This window comes from Cupriavidus alkaliphilus (genome assembly GCF_014191175.1).
Classification (GTDB): Bacteria; Pseudomonadota; Gammaproteobacteria; order Burkholderiales; family Burkholderiaceae; genus Cupriavidus; species Cupriavidus alkaliphilus.
This window is the reverse complement of record NZ_JACHWE010000001.1, coordinates 790,930-812,273: the sequence shown is the minus strand read 5'-3', so window position 1 is coordinate 812,273 and position 21,344 is coordinate 790,930. Positions and strand designations below refer to the sequence as shown.

General features: G+C 67.9%; 18 protein-coding genes and 1 tRNA gene. 8 read left to right on the top strand and 11 right to left on the bottom strand.

Translation table 11 applies throughout. The features are described 5' to 3' along the window. Window positions 1–418: 418 nt before the first annotated feature. The 5 genes from FHX60_RS03845 to FHX60_RS03825 all read left to right on the top strand — a co-directional run bounded on the left by FHX60_RS03845 (window position 419) and on the right by FHX60_RS03825 (window position 7,356). Entirely contained in the window at window positions 419–3,565 is a 3,147-nt protein-coding gene (locus FHX60_RS03845; RefSeq protein ID WP_183282588.1) for an Rne/Rng family ribonuclease, read from the top strand. 236 nt (window positions 3,566–3,801) lie between these two features. Further along, window positions 3,802–4,926 (top strand): GTP 3',8-cyclase MoaA, encoded by a 1,125-nt coding sequence (moaA, locus tag FHX60_RS03840; RefSeq protein ID WP_183282587.1) that lies wholly within the window; start codon window positions 3,802–3,804, stop codon window positions 4,924–4,926. A 20-nt stretch (window positions 4,927–4,946) separates the two neighbouring features. Then, window positions 4,947–5,546 (top strand): molybdenum cofactor guanylyltransferase MobA, encoded by a 600-nt coding sequence (mobA, locus tag FHX60_RS03835; protein ID WP_183282586.1) that lies wholly within the window; start codon window positions 4,947–4,949, stop codon window positions 5,544–5,546. 36 nt (window positions 5,547–5,582) lie between these two features. Next, window positions 5,583–6,881 (top strand): molybdopterin molybdotransferase MoeA, encoded by a 1,299-nt coding sequence (moeA, locus tag FHX60_RS03830; protein ID WP_183282585.1) that lies wholly within the window; start codon window positions 5,583–5,585, stop codon window positions 6,879–6,881. Between the two features lie 193 nt (window positions 6,882–7,074). Next, window positions 7,075–7,356, top strand: coding sequence for a hypothetical protein (locus FHX60_RS03825; protein ID WP_018005172.1), 282 nt, complete (start codon window positions 7,075–7,077; stop codon window positions 7,354–7,356). A gap of 96 nt (window positions 7,357–7,452) precedes the next feature. Here the strand turns inward: FHX60_RS03825 and FHX60_RS03820 are convergent, their stop codons facing one another. The 5 genes from FHX60_RS03820 to pncB form a co-directional block, all read right to left on the bottom strand. Further along, on the bottom strand, window positions 7,453–8,961 hold the full coding sequence (locus FHX60_RS03820) for a DNA recombination protein RmuC (RefSeq protein ID WP_183282584.1): 1,509 nt from the start codon (window positions 8,959–8,961) through the stop codon (window positions 7,453–7,455). 9 nt (window positions 8,962–8,970) lie between these two features. Then, complete coding sequence (locus tag FHX60_RS03815) at window positions 8,971–9,966, bottom strand: 2-hydroxyacid dehydrogenase (RefSeq protein ID WP_092309659.1); 996 nt, start codon at window positions 9,964–9,966, stop codon at window positions 8,971–8,973. 4 nt (window positions 9,967–9,970) lie between these two features. Further along, window positions 9,971–11,389, bottom strand: coding sequence for a sodium:proton antiporter (locus FHX60_RS03810; RefSeq protein ID WP_112773950.1), 1,419 nt, complete (start codon window positions 11,387–11,389; stop codon window positions 9,971–9,973). Between the two features lie 158 nt (window positions 11,390–11,547). After that, window positions 11,548–12,234: a LutC/YkgG family protein gene (locus FHX60_RS03805; RefSeq protein ID WP_183282583.1), complete on the bottom strand. Its 687-nt coding sequence runs from the start codon at window positions 12,232–12,234 to the stop codon at window positions 11,548–11,550. Window positions 12,235–12,342: 108 nt separating this feature from the next. Next, window positions 12,343–13,521 carry a nicotinate phosphoribosyltransferase gene (gene pncB / locus FHX60_RS03800; RefSeq protein WP_092309668.1) on the bottom strand — a complete coding sequence of 393 codons (1,179 nt, stop codon included), beginning with the start codon at window positions 13,519–13,521 and terminating at the stop codon, window positions 12,343–12,345. A gap of 365 nt (window positions 13,522–13,886) precedes the next feature. Here pncB and fdxA point away from each other — a divergent pair, with 365 nt between their 5' ends. From fdxA to FHX60_RS03785, 3 genes are all read left to right on the top strand, one after another. Beyond that, complete coding sequence (gene fdxA, locus FHX60_RS03795) at window positions 13,887–14,210, top strand: ferredoxin FdxA (protein ID WP_012353337.1); 324 nt, start codon at window positions 13,887–13,889, stop codon at window positions 14,208–14,210. An 86-nt stretch (window positions 14,211–14,296) separates the two neighbouring features. Next, on the top strand, window positions 14,297–15,406 hold the full coding sequence (locus FHX60_RS03790; RefSeq protein ID WP_260163417.1) for an NAD(P)/FAD-dependent oxidoreductase: 1,110 nt from the start codon (window positions 14,297–14,299) through the stop codon (window positions 15,404–15,406). A 237-nt stretch (window positions 15,407–15,643) separates the two neighbouring features. Next, window positions 15,644–15,719: transfer RNA gene (locus tag FHX60_RS03785), tRNA-Asn, on the top strand. Between the two features lie 122 nt (window positions 15,720–15,841). Here FHX60_RS03785 and FHX60_RS03780 read toward each other — a convergent pair. The 6 genes from FHX60_RS03780 to kdpE all read right to left on the bottom strand — a co-directional run bounded on the left by FHX60_RS03780 (window position 15,842) and on the right by kdpE (window position 21,335). After that, a complete protein-coding gene (locus tag FHX60_RS03780) occupies window positions 15,842–16,609 on the bottom strand; it encodes an IclR family transcriptional regulator (protein WP_183282582.1) in 768 nt (255 codons plus the stop codon). A gap of 60 nt (window positions 16,610–16,669) precedes the next feature. Continuing rightward, the gene (locus FHX60_RS03775; RefSeq protein ID WP_183282581.1) at window positions 16,670–17,830 is read right to left on the bottom strand and encodes a CaiB/BaiF CoA transferase family protein; all 1,161 of its coding nucleotides are present in this window, start codon (window positions 17,828–17,830) and stop codon (window positions 16,670–16,672) included. 12 nt (window positions 17,831–17,842) lie between these two features. Continuing rightward, complete coding sequence (locus FHX60_RS03770) at window positions 17,843–19,009, bottom strand: acyl-CoA dehydrogenase family protein (RefSeq protein ID WP_092309676.1); 1,167 nt, start codon at window positions 19,007–19,009, stop codon at window positions 17,843–17,845. Window positions 19,010–19,049: 40 nt separating this feature from the next. After that, window positions 19,050–20,027 (bottom strand): Bug family tripartite tricarboxylate transporter substrate binding protein, encoded by a 978-nt coding sequence (locus FHX60_RS03765; protein WP_183282580.1) that lies wholly within the window; start codon window positions 20,025–20,027, stop codon window positions 19,050–19,052. Window positions 20,028–20,074: 47 nt separating this feature from the next. Further along, the gene (locus FHX60_RS03760) at window positions 20,075–20,464 is read right to left on the bottom strand and encodes a cupin domain-containing protein (RefSeq protein ID WP_112773944.1); all 390 of its coding nucleotides are present in this window, start codon (window positions 20,462–20,464) and stop codon (window positions 20,075–20,077) included. A 175-nt stretch (window positions 20,465–20,639) separates the two neighbouring features. Next, window positions 20,640–21,335: a two-component system response regulator KdpE gene (gene kdpE / locus FHX60_RS03755; RefSeq protein ID WP_116295664.1), complete on the bottom strand. Its 696-nt coding sequence runs from the start codon at window positions 21,333–21,335 to the stop codon at window positions 20,640–20,642. Window positions 21,336–21,344 lie beyond the last annotated feature (9 nt).

Below are 21,344 nucleotides of genomic sequence, written 5' to 3'. Positions count from 1 at the left end.
ACTGGAAATTACCGGCGCCCGGTCGCAGAACTCCAAGAAGTAGTAGGTGCGCCCGCCAGGAGAAGTCAGGCAGCAACGGCAACCATGCCGTGTCCGAAAAATTTGCTCTTTGACGCGTCTAGGCCTTCCGCGGCCGGCCGCGATGCCACCGGCGCTGGTTGCGCCGGCCCCAGCATCGCCTCCGGGATGGGAATGCGCCGGATGTCTGCGCAAGAGCAGCCTCCGGTGTTCTCTCCTGCCCTGCGGTCGTTACCCCGACGTCATCGCTCTCTTTCACCCGCGCCCAGCCGCTCGCATGTCCTGCGCAGCGGCGCTTTCCGGCAATTCTCGCGCCTCGCTCGCTCCCTCGCGTGCTCCATGGATCGCCGCGGACACCGCCCAGACGGTGCCACCCGCGACACTGGAGTGAGGTATTGCGATGAAACGCATGCTGTTCAACGCGACGCAACAGGAGGAATTGCGCGTCGCCATCGTCGACGGTCAGAAGCTGATCGATATCGACATCGAGACTGCCGGGCGCGAACAGCGCAAGGGCAACATCTACAAGGGTGTCATCACCCGCATCGAACCTTCGCTGGAAGCCTGCTTCGTCAACTACGGCGAAGAGCGCCACGGCTTCCTGCCGTTCAAGGAAGTCGCGCGCGCCTTCTTCAAGGAAGGCATCGACGTGCGCAACGCGCGCATCCAGGACGCCCTGCATGAAGGCCAGGAACTGATCGTCCAGGTCGAGAAGGAAGAGCGCGGCAACAAGGGCGCGGCCCTGACCACCTTCATCTCGCTGGCCGGCCGCTACCTGGTGCTGATGCCGAACAACCCGCGCGGCGGCGGCGTGTCGCGCCGCATCGAGGGCGAAGACCGCCAGGAGCTGCGCGAGACCATGGCGCAGCTGACCGTGCCGGAAGGCATGAGCATCATCGCCCGCACCGCCGGCATCGGCCGCTCGGCCGAGGAACTGCAGTGGGACCTGAACTACCTGCTGCAACTGTGGAAGGCCATCGACGGCGCCGCCGGCGACAACAAGGCGCCGCTGCTGATCTACCTGGAATCCAGCCTGGTGATCCGCGCCATCCGCGACTACTTCCAGCCGGATATCGGCGAGATCCTGATCGACACCGACGAGATCTACGAACAGGCCCGCGCCTTCATGAGCGTGGTGATGCCTGACAACATGAACCGCGTGAAGAAGTACCGCGACGACGTACCCCTCTTCTCGCGCTTCCAGATCGAGCACCAGATCGAATCCGCGTACTCGCGCATGGTGATGCTGCCGTCGGGCGGCGCCATTGTGATCGACCACACCGAGGCGCTGGTCTCGGTGGACGTGAACTCGGCGCGCGCCACCAAGGGCGCCGACATCGAGGAAACCGCGCTGCGCACCAACCTCGAGGCCGCCGACGAGATCGCCCGCCAGCTGCGCCTGCGCGACCTGGGCGGCCTGATCGTGATCGACTTCATCGACATGGAGTCGGGCAAGGCCCAGAAGGACGTGGAAACGCGCCTGAAGGACGCGCTGCGCCACGACCGCGCGCGCGTGCAGATGGGCAAGATCAGCCGCTTCGGCCTGATGGAGCTGTCGCGCCAGCGCCTGCGCCCGTCGCTGTCCGAGGGCTCGCACATCACCTGCCCGCGCTGCAACGGCACCGGCCATATCCGCGATACCGAATCGTCCGCCCTGCAGGTGCTGCGCATCATCCAGGAAGAGGCGATGAAGGAAAACACCGCCGCTATCCACTGCCAGGTGCCGGTGGAGGTTGCCGCCTTCCTGCTGAACGAGAAGCGCCAGGAAATCAATCTGATCGAGCTGCGCTTCAAGGTCAACGTGCTGCTGATTCCCAACAAGCACCTGGAGACGCCGCACTACAAGCTGGAGCGCCTGCGCCACGACGACCCGCGCCTGGAAGACAGCACCGCCAGCTACAAGATGGCCGAGGCCGCCGCCAAGGAACTGGAAGCCGACACCAGCTACAGCAGCCGCCGCAAGGAAGAAGCCAAGCCGCGCCAGGAAGCCGCGGTCAAGGGCATCACGCCCGAGCAGCCCGCCCCGGTCTCGGTGCCGCGCCCCGAGCGCGCCGCGCGCCCGGAAGCCGCTCCGGTGGCCCCGCCCGTGCCGGCCACCAAGCCGGTGGAAGCCGGCGGCTTTATCGCCTGGCTGAAGGGCCTGTTCGGCGCCCGTCCGGCCACCCCGCCGGTGGTGGAGCCGGCCAAGCCGGCTGCCGCCGCGGAAACCCGCAGCGCCGATGGCCGCCGTGAGCGCGGTCCGCGTGGCGAAGGCCGCGGCCAGCGTGGCGAGCGCGCCGAACGTGGCGAGCGTGGCGAACGCACCGAGCGCGGCGAACGTGGCGAGCGCCAGGCCCGCGGCCAGCGCGGTGAGCGTGGCGAACGCGCCGAGCGTGGCGAACGCCAGGCCGCGGAGCGCGGCGAGCAGCGCGAGGGCCGTGGCGAACGCCAGGGCCGCCAGCCGCGCCAGCAGGGTGAAGGCCAGGCCACGCCGGCCGTGGCGCGCCAGGCCGAGGCCGTTCCCGGCGAACGCGCCGAGCGTGCCCAGGGCGAACGCGCCGAGGCGCGCCAGGAAGGCCGTCGCGACCGCAACCAGGAACGCCGCGAGCGCCAGCGCGAACGCCAGCGCGAGCGCAGCGAGCTGCGCGAAGCCGAAGCCGGTGAAGCGCCGCAGCCGGAAGCCATCGCTGCCGCCCAGGCCCTGGGCGTGTTGCCCCAGGCCTTGACCGAAGACGCCCAGGCGCGCGCCGAACTGCCGGAAGGCGCCGAAGGTGTCGCCGAGACCGCGGAGACCGCCGAGGGCGAGGAACGCCGCCGCCGCAACCGCCGTGGCCGCAACCGCTATCGCCGCGAACGCGACGAGTCGGTGCAAGGCGTGGCGGGTGAAGACGAAGGCGCCGCCGCCGAAGGCTTCGCCCCGGCCAGCGCCGAAACCGGCGCGCCGGCCGAGCCTGCGCCGCAGGCTGCCGTGGCCGCGCAAGCTGCACCCGAACCCGTCGAAGCCATCCGCATCGCGGTGCCGGCAGAGGTGACGCCGGCCCCGGCGGCGCAAGCCACCCCGGTGATCCAGCCGGTGGCCGCGCAAGCTGCCGAACCTGCCGAAGCTGTGACGGCGGTGCCCGTGGCGGTGACCGAGGCCGTTGCTGCGGAAGCCGTCTCCGAGCCTGCGATCAGCGCGGCAGTCGAAACCGCTGCGCCGGTCGTGCCGGCCGCTGCCCCCGCCGCTGCCCCTGCCCCGGTACCCGCACCGGCGCCCGTGCCCGCACCGGTCGCGGCAACCGCTGCGGCGGCCGAGCCGGTCGTTTCGGTCCCGGCCCCTGCCCCGGCTACGGTCCCTGCCGCAGCGCCGGCGTCGCTGGAAAACCTGGAGCCGATGCTGGCCACCGCCGGCCTGCAATGGGTCCATACCGACAGCGACAAGCTGCGCTCGGCCCAGGAAGCCGCCGCCCGCATCGTGCCCGCCCCGCGCGTGCCGCGCGAGCGCAAGCCGCTGCCGCCGCTGCCCCAGGGCCCGATGATCCTGGTGGAAACCGGCAGCCGCGAAGTGCAGATGGCATCGCAGCAGTAAGCGGCGCCGCTGCGCTGCAGCCAAAGCAAGAAGGGGACGGCCTGGCCGTCCCCTTTTTTCATGGGCAACGGGCGCGAGGCAAGCGCGGTGAATCCCCGTCATCACCGCGGGATGCGGATGCTCCGCCCCGGCCTCGGCTAGAATGGCAGCAGAATGCGTCCGGTCCCCGAGCGCCCGCGCCACATCGCTTCTTGCGTTGCCGTCGCGCTCCCCGGACGCCGTGCCACCCACAGGCCATGACCGAATCCGTCATCCCGATTTTCGACCTGCGCGACCATCGCTACCGCTCGATGACGCCCAGCATTCCAGGCGACCTGGTTGCGCCGACCGGCCTGGTGGCCGACCGCCGCGGCCGGCCGCTGCACGACCTGCGCATCTCGGTGACGGACCGCTGCAACTTCCGCTGCGTCTACTGCATGCCGAAGGAGGTGTTCGACAAGGACTACACCTTCCTGCCGCATTCCGAGCTGCTGAGCTTCGAGGAGATCGAGCGCACCGCACGCCTGTTCGTAGCCCACGGCGTCGAGAAGATCCGCCTGACCGGCGGCGAACCGCTGCTGCGCAAGAACATCGAGCATCTGGTCGAGATGCTGGCGAAGATCGAGACCGTATCGGGCAAGCCGCTGGACCTGACGCTCACCACCAACGCCTCGCTGCTGGCACGCAAGGCGCGCGCGCTGCGCGACGCGGGCCTGACCCGGGTCAGCGTCAGCCTGGACGCGATCGACGACGCCACCTTCCGCCGCATGAATGACGTCGACTTCGCCGTCGCCGACGTGCTGCGCGGCATCGAAACCGCGCAGGCCGTGGGCCTGGCGCCGATCAAGGTCAACATGGTGGTCAAGCGCGGCACCAACGACCAGGAAATCGTGCCGATGGCGCGCCACTTCCGCCACAGCGGCATCATCCTGCGCTTCATCGAGTTCATGGACGTCGGCGCCAGCAACCACTGGCAGATGGACGAAGTGCTGCCGTCGGCCGAAGTGGTGAAGCGCATCGACGCCGAATTCCCGCTCGAGCCGGTGCAAGCCAACTATACCGGCGAGACCGCCGAACGCTGGCGCTACCGCGACGGCGCCGGCGAGATCGGCGTGATCTCCAGCGTCACCCACGCCTTCTGCGGCGACTGCAGCCGCATCCGGCTGTCCACCGAAGGCCGGCTCTACCTGTGCCTGTTCGCCACCGAGGGCTTCGACCTGCGCGCGCTGCTGCGCGGCGGCTACAGCGACCTGGAAATCTCCAACGCGATCGCCCAGGTATGGCAGGGCCGCACCGACAACTATTCCGAGCAGCGCAGCGACCCGTCCGTGCGCGCCAGGCGCGCCGAGCGCAAGATCGAGATGTCCTATATCGGCGGCTGAACCCGCCGCACAACCCATCCATGATTGCACGCGACGACATCACCGGCCTGATCCTCGCAGGCGGCAGGGGCAGCCGCATGGGCGGCACCGACAAGGGCCTGCAGCCGCTGCAGGGCACGCCGATGGCCATGCACACGATGATGCGGCTGACGCCCCAGGTGGGCGCGCTGATGATCAACGCCAACCGCAACCTGGCGGCCTATGAGTCCTTCGGCGTGCCGGTCTACACCGACAGCGTGCCCGACTTCGCCGGCCCGCTGGCCGGGATGCTGGCCGGCCTGGAACAGTGCGGCACCCCATGGATGGTGACGGCGCCGTGCGACTCGCCGTTCCTGCCGACCGACCTGGTGGCGCGCCTGGCGCAAGCAATCGAGGCCGAAGGCGCCGAACTGGCGATCCCGGTCACGCTGGACCAGGACGGGCGGCGCCAGACCCAGCCGGTGTTCTGCCTGATGCCGGTCAGTGCGCTCGACAGCCTGGTGGCTTATCTTTCCGGGGGCGGCCGCAAGATCGAGACCTGGGCCGCCTCGCACCGGCTGGCCGAAGTGCTGTTCGACGACGCCGCGGCCTTTGCCAATATCAACACCCTGGACGAACTGCGCGCGCACGAAGCGCGCTGAATCCCTGCCCCAGCCATCGCCGACCGCCGAGCCGCCATGCCATCGCTGCAATCCGTCATTTCCTGCCTGTCCGACTACGATCCCACCGCGCTGCCGGTGGACCAGGCCAACCGCATCATTGGCGAGGTGGTCGAGCCGGTACGCGGCATCGAGCAGCTGCCGATACGCAGCGCGCTGGACCGGGTGCTGGCCGAGGACATCGTCTCGACCATCGACGTGCCGGCGCATGACAACTCGGCGATGGACGGCTATGCCTTCCACGGTGCGGCCCTGGCCGCGGCGCAGACCGCCACGGTCGAGCTCGAGGTGATCGGCAGCGCGCTGGCGGGCGGTGCCGGCGCGCTGGCCCCCACCGCCGTGCAGGCGGTGCGCATCATGACCGGCGCGGTGATGCCGGCCGGCTGCGATACGGTGGTGCCGCAGGAATTTGTCGAAACCGTCGCCGGCGGCGCGCGCATCCGCTTTGCAGCGGACTGCGTCCGTATCGGCGACAACCGGCGCCTGCGCGGCGAAGACCTGGCCCGAGGCCAGGCGGCGCTGCAGGCGGGTCGGATCCTGCAGCCGTCCGACCTCGGCCTGCTGGCGTCGCTGGGCGTGGCCGAGGTGCGCGTGCGCAGGCGCCTGCGCGTGGCGTTCTTCTCCACCGGCGACGAGCTGCGCTCGATCGGCGAGCCGCTCGACCCCGGCTGCGTCTACGACTCCAACCGCTACACGCTGCACGGCATGCTGCGCCGGATGAACGTGGACCTGCTCGACATGGGCGTGGTGCGCGACGATCCCGAGTCGCTCGAAGCCGCTTTCCGCACCGCCTGCGAGAGCGCCGACGCAGTCATCACCTCGGGCGGGGTCTCGGTCGGCGAGGCCGACTACACCAAGCAGATCATGGCGCGCCTGGGCGATGTCACGTTCTGGAAGATCGCCATGCGCCCGGGCCGGCCGATGGCCTTCGGGCGCATCCAGGCCGACGGCGCGGGCGCGCACTCGGCCCTGCTGTTCGGCCTGCCCGGCAATCCGGTGGCGGTGATGGTCACCTTCTACCATTTCGTGCGCGCGGCGCTGCACCGGCTGATGGGCGCAACGGTGCCGCCGCTGCCGCTGCTGCGCGTGCGCAGCGCGCAGGCGATCCGCAAGAAGCCGGGGCGCACCGAGTACCAGCGCGGCATCCTGGCGCGCGCCGGCGACGGCGAGTGGGAAGTGCGCATCACCGGCCAGCAGGGCTCCGGCGTGCTGCGCTCGATGAGCGAGGCCAACTGCTTTATCGTGCTCGGCCACGAGCAGGACTCGGTCAAGGCCGGCGACGCGGTCGAGGTAATGCTGTTCGACGGGCTGGTTTGAGCGGTACCGCGGGGGCCGCGGGCAACCATTCGCTACGCGATCGTAGCAATGTGTCGTTTTTGTGCTGCACATTTGCCGCCGCGGCACCGTTGCTGCCGGGCTTTCGGCGGCCCCGCGGCCGCCGGGCTATGCTTGGCATCGGCCAATCGCTACACTTGGCGCACGATTCAGAAACATTCGAGTATCCCCCGTCATGAATCAGGAGATTGCGTACCTCCACCCCGTCAAGACCGCCCGCGCGCTGGTGCTGGTCTACCTTTGCTTCTCCCTGCCGATCGTGTCGCTGGGCCTGTTCGTCACCTTCGTCCGCTATGGTGATCTGCCGGCAATCACGGTCTTCAGCGCGATCATCCTCAATGCGCTGATCGGTTTCGGCCTGCTGTGGCTGGCCTGCAAGGCCTACAACTGGGTCGCCGCCCGCTTCGGCGGCATCGAAGTCCACGTGCGCGAGCTGTCTCCCGAAGAAGACCGCTGAACGGCGCACTGCCGCTGCCGGCCGGGCGCCAGACCGGCCGGCAGACCGGCCGCTTTTCCTGCTTTTCCAGCTTTCCCCCACACCTGCCCTGCCCGCTCAGGCCCGGCTGTTTTCCACGTTATCGGTGCCTGCCACGTTTTCGGGCGTGCCGTCCACCGCCGTGTCGACACCAAGGCCCAGCAACTGCTGCGCGGCTTCACCCGGCAGCGCTTCCACCGTGCGCAGCTTGCGCGCCATCTGCCGCGTGCGCACTTCCGCCTGTTCGATATTGCGCGCGGCACGCTCGAGCGTATCGCGGGTCTTGGCCAGCACGTCGCCGAACTTGCCGAATTCGGTCTTGACCGCGCCCAGCACTTCCCACACCTCGCTCGAGCGCTTTTCCAGCGCCAGCGTGCGGAAGCCCATCTGCAGGCTGTTCAGCAGCGCGGTCAGCGTGGTCGGGCCGGCCACGGTCACGCGATAGTCGCGCTGCAGCTGATCGGTCAGGCCGGGACGGCGCAGCACCTCGGCATAGAGCCCTTCGGTGGGCAGGAACAGGATGGCAAAGTCCGTGGTCTGCGGCGGCGCCAGGTATTTTTCGGCAATGGTCTGGGCTTCGCGCCGCAGTGCCGTTTCCAGTTCGCGGCCGAACGCCAGCACGCCGTCCGGATCGCCGCGCTCCTGTGCGTCGACCAGGCGCTCGTACTGTTCCTTGGGAAACTTGGCGTCGACCGGCAGCCAGACCGGCGCGTTGTCCGCGCCCGCCGCCTTGCCTGGCAGGCGGATGGCAAACTCCACCCGCGCCCCCGAGTTGCGCACGGTCTCGACATTCTTGCCGTACTGCTCCGGCGTCAGCATCTGCTCCAGCAGCATCTCCAGCTGCACCTCGCCCCAGGTGCCGCGCGACTTGACGTTGGTCAGCACCTTCTTCAGGTCGCCCACGCCCTGTGCCAGCACCTGCATCTCGCCCAGGCCGCGATGCACCTGCTCGAGGCGGTCCGACACCAGCCGGAACGATTCGCCCAGCCGCTGCTCCAGCGTCGCGTGCAGCTTCTCGTCGACGGTGCGGCGCATTTCCTCGAGCTTGGCGGCATTGTTGGCCTCGATATCCTGCAGCTTCTGCTCCAGCGTGGCGCGGACCTCGGCCAGGCGCCGCTCGTTGGCCTCGGACAGTTGCGCCAGCTGCTGCTGCAAGCCGTCGCCGAAGCGGCGCAGCGTGCCGGCCTGCTCGTCGCGCGCCTGCTGGGACTGCAGCATCAGGTGCTGGCGGACCTGCTCCAGTTGCTGGGTGTTGGTCTCGGTCAGCTTGGCCAGCTGCTGCGCGAAGGTGTCGATCTGGTTGTTCTGCAGGGTGGCGATGCCGGTCAGCTGCGACGACAGCGCCTGCTGGAAGCGCAGCATCTGCTGCGCCGACTCGCCGCGGCTGCCGCGCGCGGCCTCGGCCACCTCGGAGCGCACCTCGCGCTCCAGCCGCTCCATGCCGCGCGCGTGCTCCAGCCGCATCTCGTCGAGCTGCCGCGCCATGCCGGCGCCCGATGACCCGGCCTGCTGGCGCAGCAACACGATGACCAGCAGCACGACCGCGAGCAGCGCCGCGGCCAGCGTCAGGAACGGAATCAGGGTCATGCGAAAACCTCAGCGGCGATGCGCCATCACTTCAGGGTTGATCACGGTGGGCGGATGGCCGGCCTGCGGGCCCTGGTCGAGCGCCGCGATCAGGTTGTCGGCCGCGAGCATGGCCATGGCGCGGCGGGTTTTCTCGGACGCGCTGGCGATATGCGGCGTCAGTACGACGTTGGGCACCGTCAGCAGGTCCGGGTGGACGGCCGGTTCGCCTTCGAACACATCCAGGCCGGCGCCGAAGATGCGCTTGTCGCGCAGTGCCTGTGCCAGCGCGGCATCGTCGACGATGCCGCCCCGCGCCAGGTTCACCAGCGTCGCGGTGGGCTTCATCAGCGCCAGCTCGGCGGCGCCGATGGCATGGTGGCTCTGGGGGCCGTACGGCAGCACCAGCAGCAGGTGGTCGGACTGGCGCAGCAGGTCTTCCTTGCTGACATAGCGGGCGTTGAGCGCGCGCTCGGTCTCGGCCGGCAACTGGCTGCGGTTGTGGTACAGCACCTGCATGCCAAACCCTCCCGCGCGCCGTGCCAGTGCCTGGCCGATGCGGCCCATGCCCAGGATGCCCACGGTGCTGCCGTACAGGTCCATGCCGACCAGCATGTCGTAGCTCCAGCGCTGCCACTTGCCGGCGCGCAGGTAGTGCTCGGCCTCGGTGACGCGGCGCGCGGTTGCCATCAGCAGGGCCCAGCCGAAATCGGCTGTGGTCTCCGTCAGCACATCCGGCGTATTGGTGGCAACGATGCCCGCGGCCGTCAGCGCCGGCAGGTCCAGGTTGTTGTAGCCGACCGCCATGTTGCACACCGCGCGCAGCGCCGGCAGCCCGGCGATGACGCCGGCGTCGATGCGGTCGGCGGCATTGGCCAGCACGCCGGCCTTGCCCGCCAGCCGCGCCTTCAGCGCGGCGGCGTCGAGCACCGCGTCCTGCTGGTTGTCGTCGACATCGAAATACTGCGCCAGGTGCGCGATGACTTCGGGATAGATGGCGCGGGTAACCAGGACGGACGGCTTCATGGCATCAGATATGGAAGAAGAGGAAGGTCATGATGACAAACAGCGGCATCAGGAAAATGCCCGAATACAGCATGTAGCCGAAAAAGCTCGGCATGCGCACGCCGCGGTTTTCGGCGATGGCCTTGACCATCAGGTTGGGCGCATTGCCAATATAGGTGTTGGCGCCCATGAACACCGCGCCGGCCGAGATCGCGGCCAGCGTCGAGGCATCGCGCGTCATCAGCGTGGCGGGATCGCCACCGGCGGTATTGAAGAACACCAGGTAGGTCGGCGCGTTGTCGAGGAAGGACGACAGCACGCCGGTCGCCCAGAAATACATGCTGTCGACCGGCTGGCCGTTGGCGTCGCTGACCGCGCGGATCACCCCCGAGAAGGCACCATCGGTACCCGCCTTCAGCATGGCAATGACCGGGATGATGGTCAGGAAAATGCCGGCGAACAGCTTGCCCACCTCGAGGATGGGCTCCCAGTTGAATTCATTGCCCACGCGCGCCGCCTGCGGCGTGACCAGCAGCGACACCACCGCCACCACTACCAGCAGTGCGTCGCGCACCGCGGCCTGCAGCGGCACCTCGGTGCCCATGAGGTCGAACGAGATCCCCGGCTTCCATAGCCCGCTCATCAGCACCAGGCCGACCACGGCCAGCAGCAGCACGAAGTTGAACTTGCCTTCGATAGTGATGCTGCCCGAATCCGGGGTGGGATCGACCGGCAGTTGCTCTTCCTTGTTGTGGTAGTAGTGCCGGTCGACCAGGTAGAACACCAGCAGCAGCAGCGCGCAGATAAAGAACGTTTCCGGGAAGATGTTGCGCACGGTCCAGAAGAAGTCGACGCCCTTCAGGAAGCCCAGGAACAGCGGCGGGTCGCCCAGCGGCGTCAGCGCGCCGCCGGCGTTGGCCACCAGGAAGATAAAGAACACTACCACGTGCGCCACGTGGCGGCGGTTGTCATTGGCGCGCAGCAGCGGCCGGATCAGCAGCATGGCCGCGCCGGTGGTGCCCATGAAGCTGGCCAGGAACGTGCCCAGCGCCAGGATGCCGGTATTGAGCCGGGGCGTGCCGTGCAGGTTGCCGCGCACGCAGATGCCACCGGCAACGATATAGAGCGTGGAGATCAGCGCGATGAACGGAATGTACTCGGCCAGCAGCGCGTGCACGGTGCTGACGGCGGCGGCATGCGCGCCGAACACGAACGCGAACGGCAGCAGGAACAGCAGCCCCCACCCGGCGGCGATCTTGCCGTAATGGTGGTGCCAGAACTTCGGCCCCAGCAGCGGCCACAGCGCGATCGACAGCAGGATGCCGGCAAAGGGCAGCCCCCACAGCGGCGACAGCGACGCGCCGTCGAGATCGGCGGCATGGCCTGCGGCGGGAAAGGCGGCCAGCATGGCCAGCAGTGGCAACAGCACGGGGGCACGTCGCATCAGGCAGGAACTCCTCGAACAATGCAGCGGTCATGGGCGCGCGCGGCGCGATGCCAAAGCGCGCGGGCAAGCCTGCAAGTGTAATGCAAGGCCCTGCCGCGCTTCCCCCTGCGGCGTGCATTTTCTGATTGCGGCGCGCCGGGTTCGCGCCACGCAGGTCAGGCCGAGTCGACCAGGATCACATGCACGCGGTACGGGCCGTGGGCGCCCAGCACGATGGTCTGCTCGATATCGCCGGTACGCGAGGGCCCGCTGATGATGTTGGTGGCGCGCGGCAGTTCGCCGCGCTCGCTGCGCACCAGCGCAAACGCATCTTCCAGGCCGGCGACGATGCGCGCGCGCGGCACCACCGCGACATGGGTCTCGGGCAGCAGCGCGGCCGAGGCGAAGGTGGCCGGGCCGGACAGCAGCATCAGCGAGCCGGTCTCGGCAATCGCGCAGAAGCAGCCGGTAATGCCGACCAGGTCGCCATGCTCGCGGTCGGCCACGGCATCGCGCACCGGCGGGCGGCACTCCACCGCCAGCCCGGCGTCCTGCCACGGCAAGCGGTCAAACTCATCCCACGCGACCGCGCGGCGCACCAGGCCCAGGCTGTCGAGATAGCGCACCGTGGCGGCGGGCACGTCGGCCAGGGTCGCGACGCGGTCCACGGTCGAGGCCATGCGCTGCGCCTGCGCCAGGAACGCTTCGGCCAGGTCGGGCGCGGCGGCCGGACGCGGGCCCTGCGGGTGGCGGGCCAGGTAATCGGCAACGGCGCCACGCTCGCCCGCGCTCGGCCGGGCCGGCCTGCCCTGGGCGGCTCGGATACGGGCAAAGATGCGGTCGCGGGCGTCGTTGGTTTCCATGGTGCCTGGCTTGGGGTGGCAGTGCGCAAAGGCGCGATGCGGCGATTATAGGGGCGATACAGCGGCGCGCTGCAGGGGCGATACAGCGGCGCGCCGTGCAAAAGCCTGCTACGCGGCGGGCTGCACCGAATACACCTGGCGCAGGTAGGCCAGGTAGCCGGGATCGTCGCACATGGTCTTTTCCGGCGTGTCCGACAGCTTGGCCACCGGCTGCCCGTTACAGCGCACCATCTTCAGCACGATCTGCAGCGGCGTGTAGCCCAGGTCGTTGGTCAGGTTGGTGCCGACGCCGAACGCCAGCCGGCAGCGGCCATGGAAGCGCTGATACAGCTCGATCACGCGCGGGATGTCGAGGCTGTCGCTGAAGATCAGCGTCTTGGTGCGCGGGTCGACGCGGTTGGCGGCATAGTGGGCCACCATGCGCTCGCCCCACAGCACCGGATCGCCGGAATCGTGGCGCACGCCGTCGAAGAGCTTGCAGAAATACAGGTCGAAGTCGCGCAGGAAGGCGTCGAAGCCATAGGTATCCGACAGCGCGATGCCCAGGTCGCCGCGGTACTCGCGCGCCCAGCGCTCCAACGCGAACACCTGCGAGTCGCGCAGCCGCGGCCCCAGCGCCTGGCAGGCCTGCAGGTATTCATGTGCCATCGTGCCCAGCGGCACCATATTGTGCAGGCGCGCGAAGTGGACATTGCTGGTGCCGGCCAGCTGCGGGCCCAGCAGGCGCCGCATGGTCAGCAGCACCTCTTCCTGCCAGTCGCGCGAGAAGCGCCGGCGCGTGCCGTAGTCGGCGATCACGCAGTCGCCCAGCTCGGGCGTTTTCAGCAGCGCCAGCTTGGTTTCCAGCCGGCGGCGGCCTTCGGCCAGGTCGGGCTGGGGCTGGGTGCGGCGGAAATAGACTTCGTTGACGATGGCGAGCACCGGCACTTCGAACAGGATGGTGTGCAGCCACGGGCCGGTGATCGAAATCTCGATCTCGCCGTTGCCCTGCGCCGACGGGCGCACCGACACATATTTCTCGTTGAGGTGGAACAACCCGAGGAAATCGACGAAATCGCTCTTGATGAAGCGCAGGCCGCGCAGGTAGGCCAGCTCTTCCTCGGTGAAGCGCAGCTGGCACAGGTGCGCCACCTCGGCGCGGATCTCGTCGATATATGGGGTCAGATCGATGCCCGCGTTGCGGCACTTGAAGCGGTACTCCACTTGCGCTTGCGGAAACTGATGCAGCACCACCTGCATCATCGTGAATTTGTACAGGTCGGTGTCGAGCAGAGACTGGATGATCATAGCGGGCCAGACGGCGATGCCGGGTCAGAACGCCATGCTACCCGAAGTCTGCCCGCTGCCGGCTGGCCGGGTGCTGCCGCGCAGCATGCCGGCGAGCAGACAAAGCCGCCAGCCGGCCACCATGCGTTAAATCAAAAGTACATAAAGAAATAAGAAAACTATCTGATCCGGCTATATAGACCGGCTATCCTTGCCAGAAGGCTCGGCTACAATATCGGTTTCCGAAAGGCCTCGGCCGGCGCTCGCCCAGCCCATGCTGCCCTGCGGCACGCGGGCACCCCCATGTGATGGATGCGGCGCGTCACGCCGGCAAGAAGCGGCCCCACAGTTTCCCATTAAAAGCCGACCGTTTTCCTGGAACCGAAATGACTCACGTTGTCACCGAATCCTGCATCCGTTGCCGCTACACAGACTGCGTTGACGTGTGTCCGGTCGATTGTTTCCGCGAAGGCCCCAACTTCCTGGCCATCGACCCGGATGAGTGCATCGACTGCGCCGTGTGCGTGGCCGAATGCCCGGTGAACGCCATTTACGCCGAGGAAGACGTACCGGGCGACCAGCAGCAGTTCATCGAGCTGAATGCCGAGCTGGCGCGCGCATGGCCCTCCATCACCAAGACCAAGGCCCCGCTGGCCGAGGCCGAGGAGTGGAAGGACGCCACCGACAAGCTGCAGTACCTGGAGCGCTGAGCGCACCGGGCAGCAAAGAAAGCCGTCCCCACGCGCTTTCCGCAATGCCGGGCACCCGCGTGCCCAACCAACGTATCAGGACGAATATGGACTTGAGCATTCCAAATCCCGTTGCCGACACGACCAGGCAGGTCGAGGGCGGCAGCCCCGCAGGCGGCCAGCCGCTGGAAATCGACGCGCTGATCGTCGGTGCCGGCCCGGTAGGTCTGTTCCAGGTGTTCGAACTGGGCCTGCTCGAAATCAAGGCCCACGTCATCGATTCCCTGAAGGTCGTTGGCGGCCAGTGCGTGGAGCTGTATCCGGACAAGCCCATCTACGACATCCCGGCCGTGCCCAGCTGCACCGGCCAGGAACTGACCGACAACCTGCTCAAGCAGATCGAGCCGTTCGAGCCCACCTTCCACCTGGGCCAGGAAGTGTCCGTGGTCGAGCGCCGTGAAGACGGCCGCTTCTTCGTCGAGACCTCGCTCGGCACGCGCTTCATCACCAAGACCATCTTCATCGCCGCCGGCGTGGGCTCGTTCCAGCCGCGCACGCTGAAGGTCGATGGCATCGACAAGTTCGACGGCAAGCAGCTGTTCTACCGCGTCAAGGATCCGAGCCGCTTCCACGGCCGCAACCTGGTGATCGTCGGCGGCGGCGACTCGGCGCTGGACTGGACCCTGGACCTGGTCGGCAAGGCCGAGTCGGTGGTGATGATCCACCGCCGCGACGGCTTCCGCGCCGCGCCGGCGTCGGTCGCCAAGATGAAGGAACTGTGCGAGCAGATGGAAATGCAGTTCCTGGTCGGCCAGATCGGCGGCTATGAAGAGAAGGACGGGGTGCTCACCGAGATCAAGGTGACCGGCGCCGACGGCGTGACCCGCCGCCTGCCGCTCGACGACCTGCTGGTGTTCTTCGGGCTGTCGCCCAAGCTGGGCCCGATCGCCGAATGGGGCCTGGACCTCGAGCGCAAGCAGATCAAGGTCGACACGGAGAAATTCCAGACCAATATCCCCGGCATCTTCGCGGTCGGCGATATCAACACCTACCCCGGCAAGAAGAAGCTGATCCTGTCGGGCTTCCACGAGGCCGCGCTGGCCGCGTTCGGTGCTGCGCCGTATATCTTCCCCGAGAAGAAGATCCACATGCAGTACACCACCACCTCGCCGAAGCTGCACAAGGTGCTGGGCGTGGAATCGCCGGTGTTCGACTGACCTGCTGCCGATCGCAGAAAAAACCGCCGCGAGGCGGTTTTTTTCTGGCACAAAGCGGGAACCGTCGCTATAATGCGGCCTCGCTGTTCAGCGCCACGGTCGCGAAGCCGGCAACCCGCCCCTTTGCACCGCCGTCCGGCAGCAAGCCAGCCTTCCCCGCACCCATGACAGGAACTGAATGTCGAAAGGGTGTTGACGAAGAAAAGAGAAACTGGCTATAATCTCTTTCTCAGCTGTTCCCCGATAGCTCAGTCGGTAGAGCGACGGACTGTTAATCCGCAGGTCCCTGGTTCGAGCCCAGGTCGGGGAGCCAACCGATACGGAAGCCCGGTGCAAACGCACCGGGCTTTTTCGTTTTGCGGTTGATCCTGTCAGGCTGATGCGGAGCGCCCCGGCCGATCCGGCCGCAACGCCCCCTCCTCTCCCTCTCTTCCCCTACCCTTGCAGTGACGGTGCCGCGGCCTCCAGCGCCGCGATGATGCCCTGCGCATTGATTTCGACCCGGTGCAGCGGCCCCGCCACCGACAGGCCATAGGTTGCGCCCCCGATCGTCACCGGCACGGCGATGGCGCCAAGGTCGGGAAACGATTCGCCGAAATTCGGATACCAGCCCTGCTTCTGCCAGCCCTGCATCGCCGCTTCCAGCGCCTGCGCCGAGCTGATGGTGCGCGGCGTGCGCGCCGCAAAGGACACGCCCGACAACAGCTCGGCGCGTGCGGCCGGCGCCAGCGTGCCCAGGATGGCGCGGCCGATCGAATTGACATGCGCATCGCGCAGCTCGCCCGGCGCCGCGATATAGCGCACCGGATTGGGGGATTCGCGCACTTCCAGATACAGCACGCGCCCGTCGTCCTGCAGCTTGCCGAACACCACGGTCTCGCCGGTGGTGTCGCGCAGCGATTCCAGCACCGGCTGCACGCGCTCCAGCAGCGGGTCGTTGCGGGCGATGCGTTGCGCGATATCGAGCAGCCGGCGCGTCGGATAGTAGCCCTGGCGGCGCCCGGTCTCGTACAGATAGCCCAGCGAAGCCAGCGTGCGGATCAGCCCCAGGCAGCTCGACATCGGCGCGCCCAGCAGCCTGGCCAGCTCGGTCAGCGTCAGCGAGCGGCCTTCGCGCGCATAGATTTCCATGATCTCGATCACGCGCAGCGCCGTCTTGACGCTGCCGTAACCGGACTTCTCCGCCGCTTCGTTTGCTGCCATCGTTTGGCTTCCTCGACTTCAGTATCCGTTGGCCGGGATTGTACGCGGCGGCAGCGCGGCTCAGTCCTCCTGACGCGCGGCCGGCGGCAAGGCCTGCGGCCAGGTGCGGATATTGCCGGGCGTGCGCGAGAAGCGCGTGGGAATGCCCACGCCGCGCAGGCGCCCTTCGCTCGGATGGTCGTACTCGAACATCATGCCGGTGGTGCGCAGGTGGGGGTCGTCGGCGAGGCTGTCGAAGTGCGGCACCTCGCTGTGCGGGATGTCGGCATCGCGCAGCAGCGCCAGCCATTCGGCGGTGGTGCGCTGCGCGACGATCTCGGCCAGCGTGGCATAGAGCGCGTCGATATTGGCGCTGCGCGCGGCCGGCGTGGCATAGCGCGGATCGCTGGCCAGCAACGCATGGCCGGAGACATCGAAGAAGCGCTGCCATTGCGCGCTGGTGTACGGCAGCAGCGCGATATGCCCGTCGCGGGTGCGGTACGGCTTGCGGTGCATCGACATCACGCGCGGATAGCCGGCCGGACCGAGCGGCGGCACGAAGGTCTGCCCGGCCAGCTGCTCGGTCGCCAGGAACGACACCAGCGTCTCGAACATCGGCACCTCGATGGCCTGGCCGCGGCCGGAGCGCTCGCGCTCGTACAGTGCCATCGGAATCGCATAGGCCACGGTCAGCCCGGCGACCTTGTCGGCGAGGATGGTGTTGACGTACTGCGGCCCTTCGTTCGAATTGGCGCCCTGGAACTGCGCCATGCCGCTGCGCGCCTGGATGATGTCGTCGAACGCCGGCGCGCCGGCGTACGGCCCAGACTCCGAATAGCCATAGGCACCGCAGTAGACCAGCCGCGGATGGTCCGCGCACAGCGAGGCATAGTCGAGCCCGAGCTTGCGCAGCGACTGCGGCCGCACGTTCGAGACAAAGACATCGGCGCCGGCGATCAGCGCCTTCAGCGCCGCCAGGTCGTCGGGCTGCTTCACGTCCAGCACCACGAACTGCTTGTTGCGGTTCAGGTTGAGGAAGCTCGCGCCCATGGCGGCGTGCCGCGCCGGCTCGGCGTGGCGGAATACGTCGCCGGCGGGCGGCTCGACCTTGATCACCTCCGCGCCCATGTCGCCAAGGATCTGCGTGGCATACGGCCCCATCGCCACCGAGGTCATGTCTATCACGCGGATCCCGGCCAGCGGCCCGGTCGGCGCACTGGCCTGCACTGGCTTGTCTTGCATCGGCACTCCCGCTCAGTAGGACTTGGGCAAGCCCAGCACGCGCTCGGCGATAAAGCACAGGATCAGCTGCGGGCTGACCGGCGCGATGCGCGGGATATACGATTCGCGCAGCAGCCGCTCGACGCGGTACTCGCGCGAATAGCCCATGCCGCCCAGCGTGAGGATCGCGGTCTGGCAGGCATTGTGCCCGGCCTCGGCGGCGAGGTACTTGGCGGCATTGGCCTCGGCCCCGCACGACTGGCCCGCGTCGTAGCGCGCCGCGGCCTTGAGCATCATCAGGTTGGCCGACTCCAGCTGCATCCACGCCTGCGCCAGCGGATGCTGCACGCCCTGGTTCATGCCGATGGGGCGGCCGAACACCACGCGCTCCTTGGCGTACTGCGTGGCGATGGCCAGCGCCGCGCGGCCCAGCCCGATGGCCTCGGCGGCGATCAGGATGCGCTCCGGGTTGAGCCCGTGCAGGATGTACTCGAAGCCCTTGCCCTCTTCGCCGATGCGGTCCTCGTCGGGGATAAACAGGTCGTCGATGAACAGCATGTTGGTGTCGACGGCGGCGCGGCCCATCTTGTCGATCTCGCGGATCTCGATCTTGCTGCGGTCGACCCTGGTGTAGAACAGCGACAGCCCCTCGGTCGATTTCTTCACCGACTCCAGCGGCGTGGTGCGCGCCAGCAGCAGCATGCGGTCGGCCACCTGCGCGGTCGAGATCCAGATCTTGCGCCCGCTCACGGAATAGCCGCCCGGGACCTTGCGCGCAAAGGTCTTGAGCTTGGTGGTGTCGAGCCCCGCGTCGGGTTCGGTCACGCCGAAGCAGGCCTTCTCCTGCCCGGCGATCAGCGGCGGCAGGAAGCGGCCCTTCTGTGCGTCGGTGCCGAACACCACCACCGGGTTCAGGCCGAACACATTCATGTGCACCGCCGACGCGCCGGTCATGCCCGCGCCCGACTGCGAGATGGTCTGCATCACCAGCGCCGCTTCCAGGATGCCCAGCCCCGCGCCGCCGAAGGCCTCGGGCATGGCCACGCCGAGCCAGCCGCCTTCGCACAGCGTCTTGTAGAACTCGTGCGGATAGGTGCCGGACTTGTCGAGGCGGTCCCAGTATTCCATGTCGAATTGCGCGCAGACCTGCTGCACCGCCTCGACGATGGAGGCCTGTTCTTCGGAGAGATCGAAATTCATCGTGTTACCTGCTTGCTGTCGTTGTCGGTTCGGTGGTGTCTTATTCCGGCTGGATGCCTGCGTCCTTGACCAGCCGCGCCCACTTCTGCAGTTCGGCCACGACAAACTGGTTGAGCTCGGCCGGCGTGCTGCCGAAGGGCTCGAAGCCGAGCGCGTGGAACTGCGCCGCATGCTGCTTGCTGGTGGCGATCGCCACCAGTTCGCGGTTCAGGCGCTCGACCACCGGGGCCGGCACCCCGGCCGGGGCGAACACGCCGTTCCACGAGGTCACGTCGAAGCCCTTCAGTTCCGGCACGCTCGCCAGCGGCGGCAGGTCCGGCAGCAGCGCGCTGCGTTGCGCGGTGGTCACCGCCAGCGCACGCAGCTTGCCGGCGCGCACGTTGGCGATGCCGGCGGCGAAGTCGACGAACATCGCCTGCACCTGGCCGCCCATCACGTCGGTCATCGCCGGCGGCGTGCTCTTGTACGGCACGTGCAGCATCTTCAGCCCGGCCATCTTCGACAGCGTCGCGCCCGAGACGATGCCGGTGCTGTTGCCGCTGGCATAGGTCAGTCCCGGATGCGCCTTGGCGTAGTCGACGAACTCGCGCAGCGTCTTGACCGGCAGCGCCGGGTTGACCACCAGCATGAACGGCAGGTTGCCCATGCGCGAGATCGGCGTGAAATCCTTGACCGGGTCATAGCGCAGCTGCTTCATCAGCGACGGGTTGGCCGAATGCGTGGTGTTGGTGGTCATGAACAGCGTATAGCCGTCGGCGGGCGCCTTGGCCACGAACTCGGCGGCGATGGTGCCGTTGGCGCCGGGCTTGTTGTCGACCACCACCGGCTGCTGCAGCGACTCGCCCAGGTACTTCGCGGTCAGGCGCGCCACCGCATCGGTGCCGCTGCCGGCGGCAAACGGCACCACCAGGCGCAGTGGCTTGGCGGGGAATGCATCGGCGGCCAGCGCCGGGGTGGCGGCCAGCGCCGCGCCGCAACCCAGCACCAGGCCGGCAAAAGCGTTCTTGAAGGACTTCACGGTGATTGTCTCCTGTAGTTTTGTGCCCTGCCCGCGACCGCCGCCCGTCAGGCGGGCCGTATCACGCGTTCAGGGGATTCCTCGTAAGGCGGGGAATAGATCACCAGAATCTTCGCCGGCTCGTCGCTGACCACCGTGAAGACGTGCATCTGGTCCGGCGGGAAGAAGCAGCAGTCGCCCGGACCCAGTTCGCGGCGCTGGCCGCCGACCTCGGCAATGGCGCGGCCTTCCAGCATGTAGCAGACCTGTTCGATGCCGGGATGCGCATGCGGCAGCGCGCCCTTGCCCTTCTCGATGGTGCCGTGGATCACTTCCAGATGGCGCGAGCCGACGGTCTCCGGCGCGATCAGCCGGCGGTTGAGGGTGCCGACATGGTTGGCAGGGTGGTAGCCCTCGACCTCGGCGGTCGAGACGAAATACACGGGTTGGTCCGGCATGCGTGCCTCCTGCATGAATTCATGTTTATGAATATTAGTTTATACACATGAATTTCCCCGTCAAACGTTTTCGACAGGATTGCGGGTTTACCGGGAGCGGCTGGCATGGACGAGCGCCGCCCTCACGCGGCGCGTGATCGGTCGGGAACGGATGGTGTGAAGCGGCTTCCGGGACTCAGCCGGCGAAGCGGTATCCCACGCCGACCTCGGTCAGCAACCACGCCGGCTGGGCCGGGTCGGCCTCCAGCTTGTGGCGCAGGTGGCCCATGTAGACCCGCAGGTAGTGGCTGCTGTCGGCATGGGACGGCCCCCACACTTCGCGCAGCAGTTCGCGATGCGTCATGACCTTGCCGCGGTGCGCCAGCAGCACGGCAAGCAGGCGGTATTCGATCGGGGTCAGGTGCACCGCCTCGCCCCCGCGCGTGACCTGCCGGTTGGCGAGGTCGACGGCAACATCGCCGAACGCCACCTGCGCCCGCCCCTGCGCGCCGGCGCGCGCATGCCGGCGCAACAGCACGCGCAGCCGCGCCACCAGCTCGCCCACGCCGAAGGGCTTGGTCAGGTAGTCGTCGGCGCCGGCGTCGAGCGCGCGGATCTTCTCGGTTTCGTCGGTGCGCGCCGACAGCACCAGCACCGGCACTTCGGTCCAGGTGCGCAGCTCGCCGATCATCGAGACGCCATCGCCGTCGGGCAGGCCCAGGTCCAGGATCACCAGGTCAGGCTGGCGCGTGCCGGCCTCGATCAGGCCGCGCTGCAGCGTATCGGCCTCATGCACGGTGCAGCCCTCGTCCTGCAGCGCCGCGCGCACGAAGCGGCGGATATGGGGCTCGTCTTCCACCAGCAGCACCGTGGGCGAAAACTCGAATGGCATGACGCGTTG

Bases quoted from the DNA above. Each gene is read 5' to 3' on its own strand.
- FHX60_RS03760 (WP_112773944.1), bottom strand. From the start codon at position 20,464: ATGCCGGACCAACCCGTGTATTTCGTCTCGACCGCCGAGGTCGAGGGC.
- FHX60_RS03780 (WP_183282582.1), bottom strand. From the start codon at position 16,609: ATGGCAGCAAACGAAGCGGCGGAGAAGTCCGGTTACGGCAGCGTCAAG.
- FHX60_RS03770 (WP_092309676.1), bottom strand. From the start codon at position 19,009: ATGAATTTCGATCTCTCCGAAGAACAGGCCTCCATCGTCGAGGCGGTG.
- mobA (WP_183282586.1), top strand. From the start codon at position 4,947: ATGATTGCACGCGACGACATCACCGGCCTGATCCTCGCAGGCGGCAGG.
- FHX60_RS03790 (WP_260163417.1), top strand. From the start codon at position 14,297: ATGGACTTGAGCATTCCAAATCCCGTTGCCGACACGACCAGGCAGGTC.
- fdxA (WP_012353337.1), top strand. From the start codon at position 13,887: ATGACTCACGTTGTCACCGAATCCTGCATCCGTTGCCGCTACACAGAC.
- moeA (WP_183282585.1), top strand. From the start codon at position 5,583: ATGCCATCGCTGCAATCCGTCATTTCCTGCCTGTCCGACTACGATCCC.
- FHX60_RS03820 (WP_183282584.1), bottom strand. From the start codon at position 8,961: ATGACCCTGATTCCGTTCCTGACGCTGGCCGCGGCGCTGCTCGCGGTC.
- FHX60_RS03805 (WP_183282583.1), bottom strand. From the start codon at position 12,234: ATGGAAACCAACGACGCCCGCGACCGCATCTTTGCCCGTATCCGAGCC.
- kdpE (WP_116295664.1), bottom strand. From the start codon at position 21,335: ATGCCATTCGAGTTTTCGCCCACGGTGCTGCTGGTGGAAGACGAGCCC.
- FHX60_RS03845 (WP_183282588.1), top strand. From the start codon at position 419: ATGAAACGCATGCTGTTCAACGCGACGCAACAGGAGGAATTGCGCGTC.
- moaA (WP_183282587.1), top strand. From the start codon at position 3,802: ATGACCGAATCCGTCATCCCGATTTTCGACCTGCGCGACCATCGCTAC.
- FHX60_RS03815 (WP_092309659.1), bottom strand. From the start codon at position 9,966: ATGAAGCCGTCCGTCCTGGTTACCCGCGCCATCTATCCCGAAGTCATC.
- FHX60_RS03810 (WP_112773950.1), bottom strand. From the start codon at position 11,389: ATGCGACGTGCCCCCGTGCTGTTGCCACTGCTGGCCATGCTGGCCGCC.
- FHX60_RS03775 (WP_183282581.1), bottom strand. From the start codon at position 17,830: ATGCAAGACAAGCCAGTGCAGGCCAGTGCGCCGACCGGGCCGCTGGCC.
- FHX60_RS03825 (WP_018005172.1), top strand. From the start codon at position 7,075: ATGAATCAGGAGATTGCGTACCTCCACCCCGTCAAGACCGCCCGCGCG.
- pncB (WP_092309668.1), bottom strand. From the start codon at position 13,521: ATGATCATCCAGTCTCTGCTCGACACCGACCTGTACAAATTCACGATG.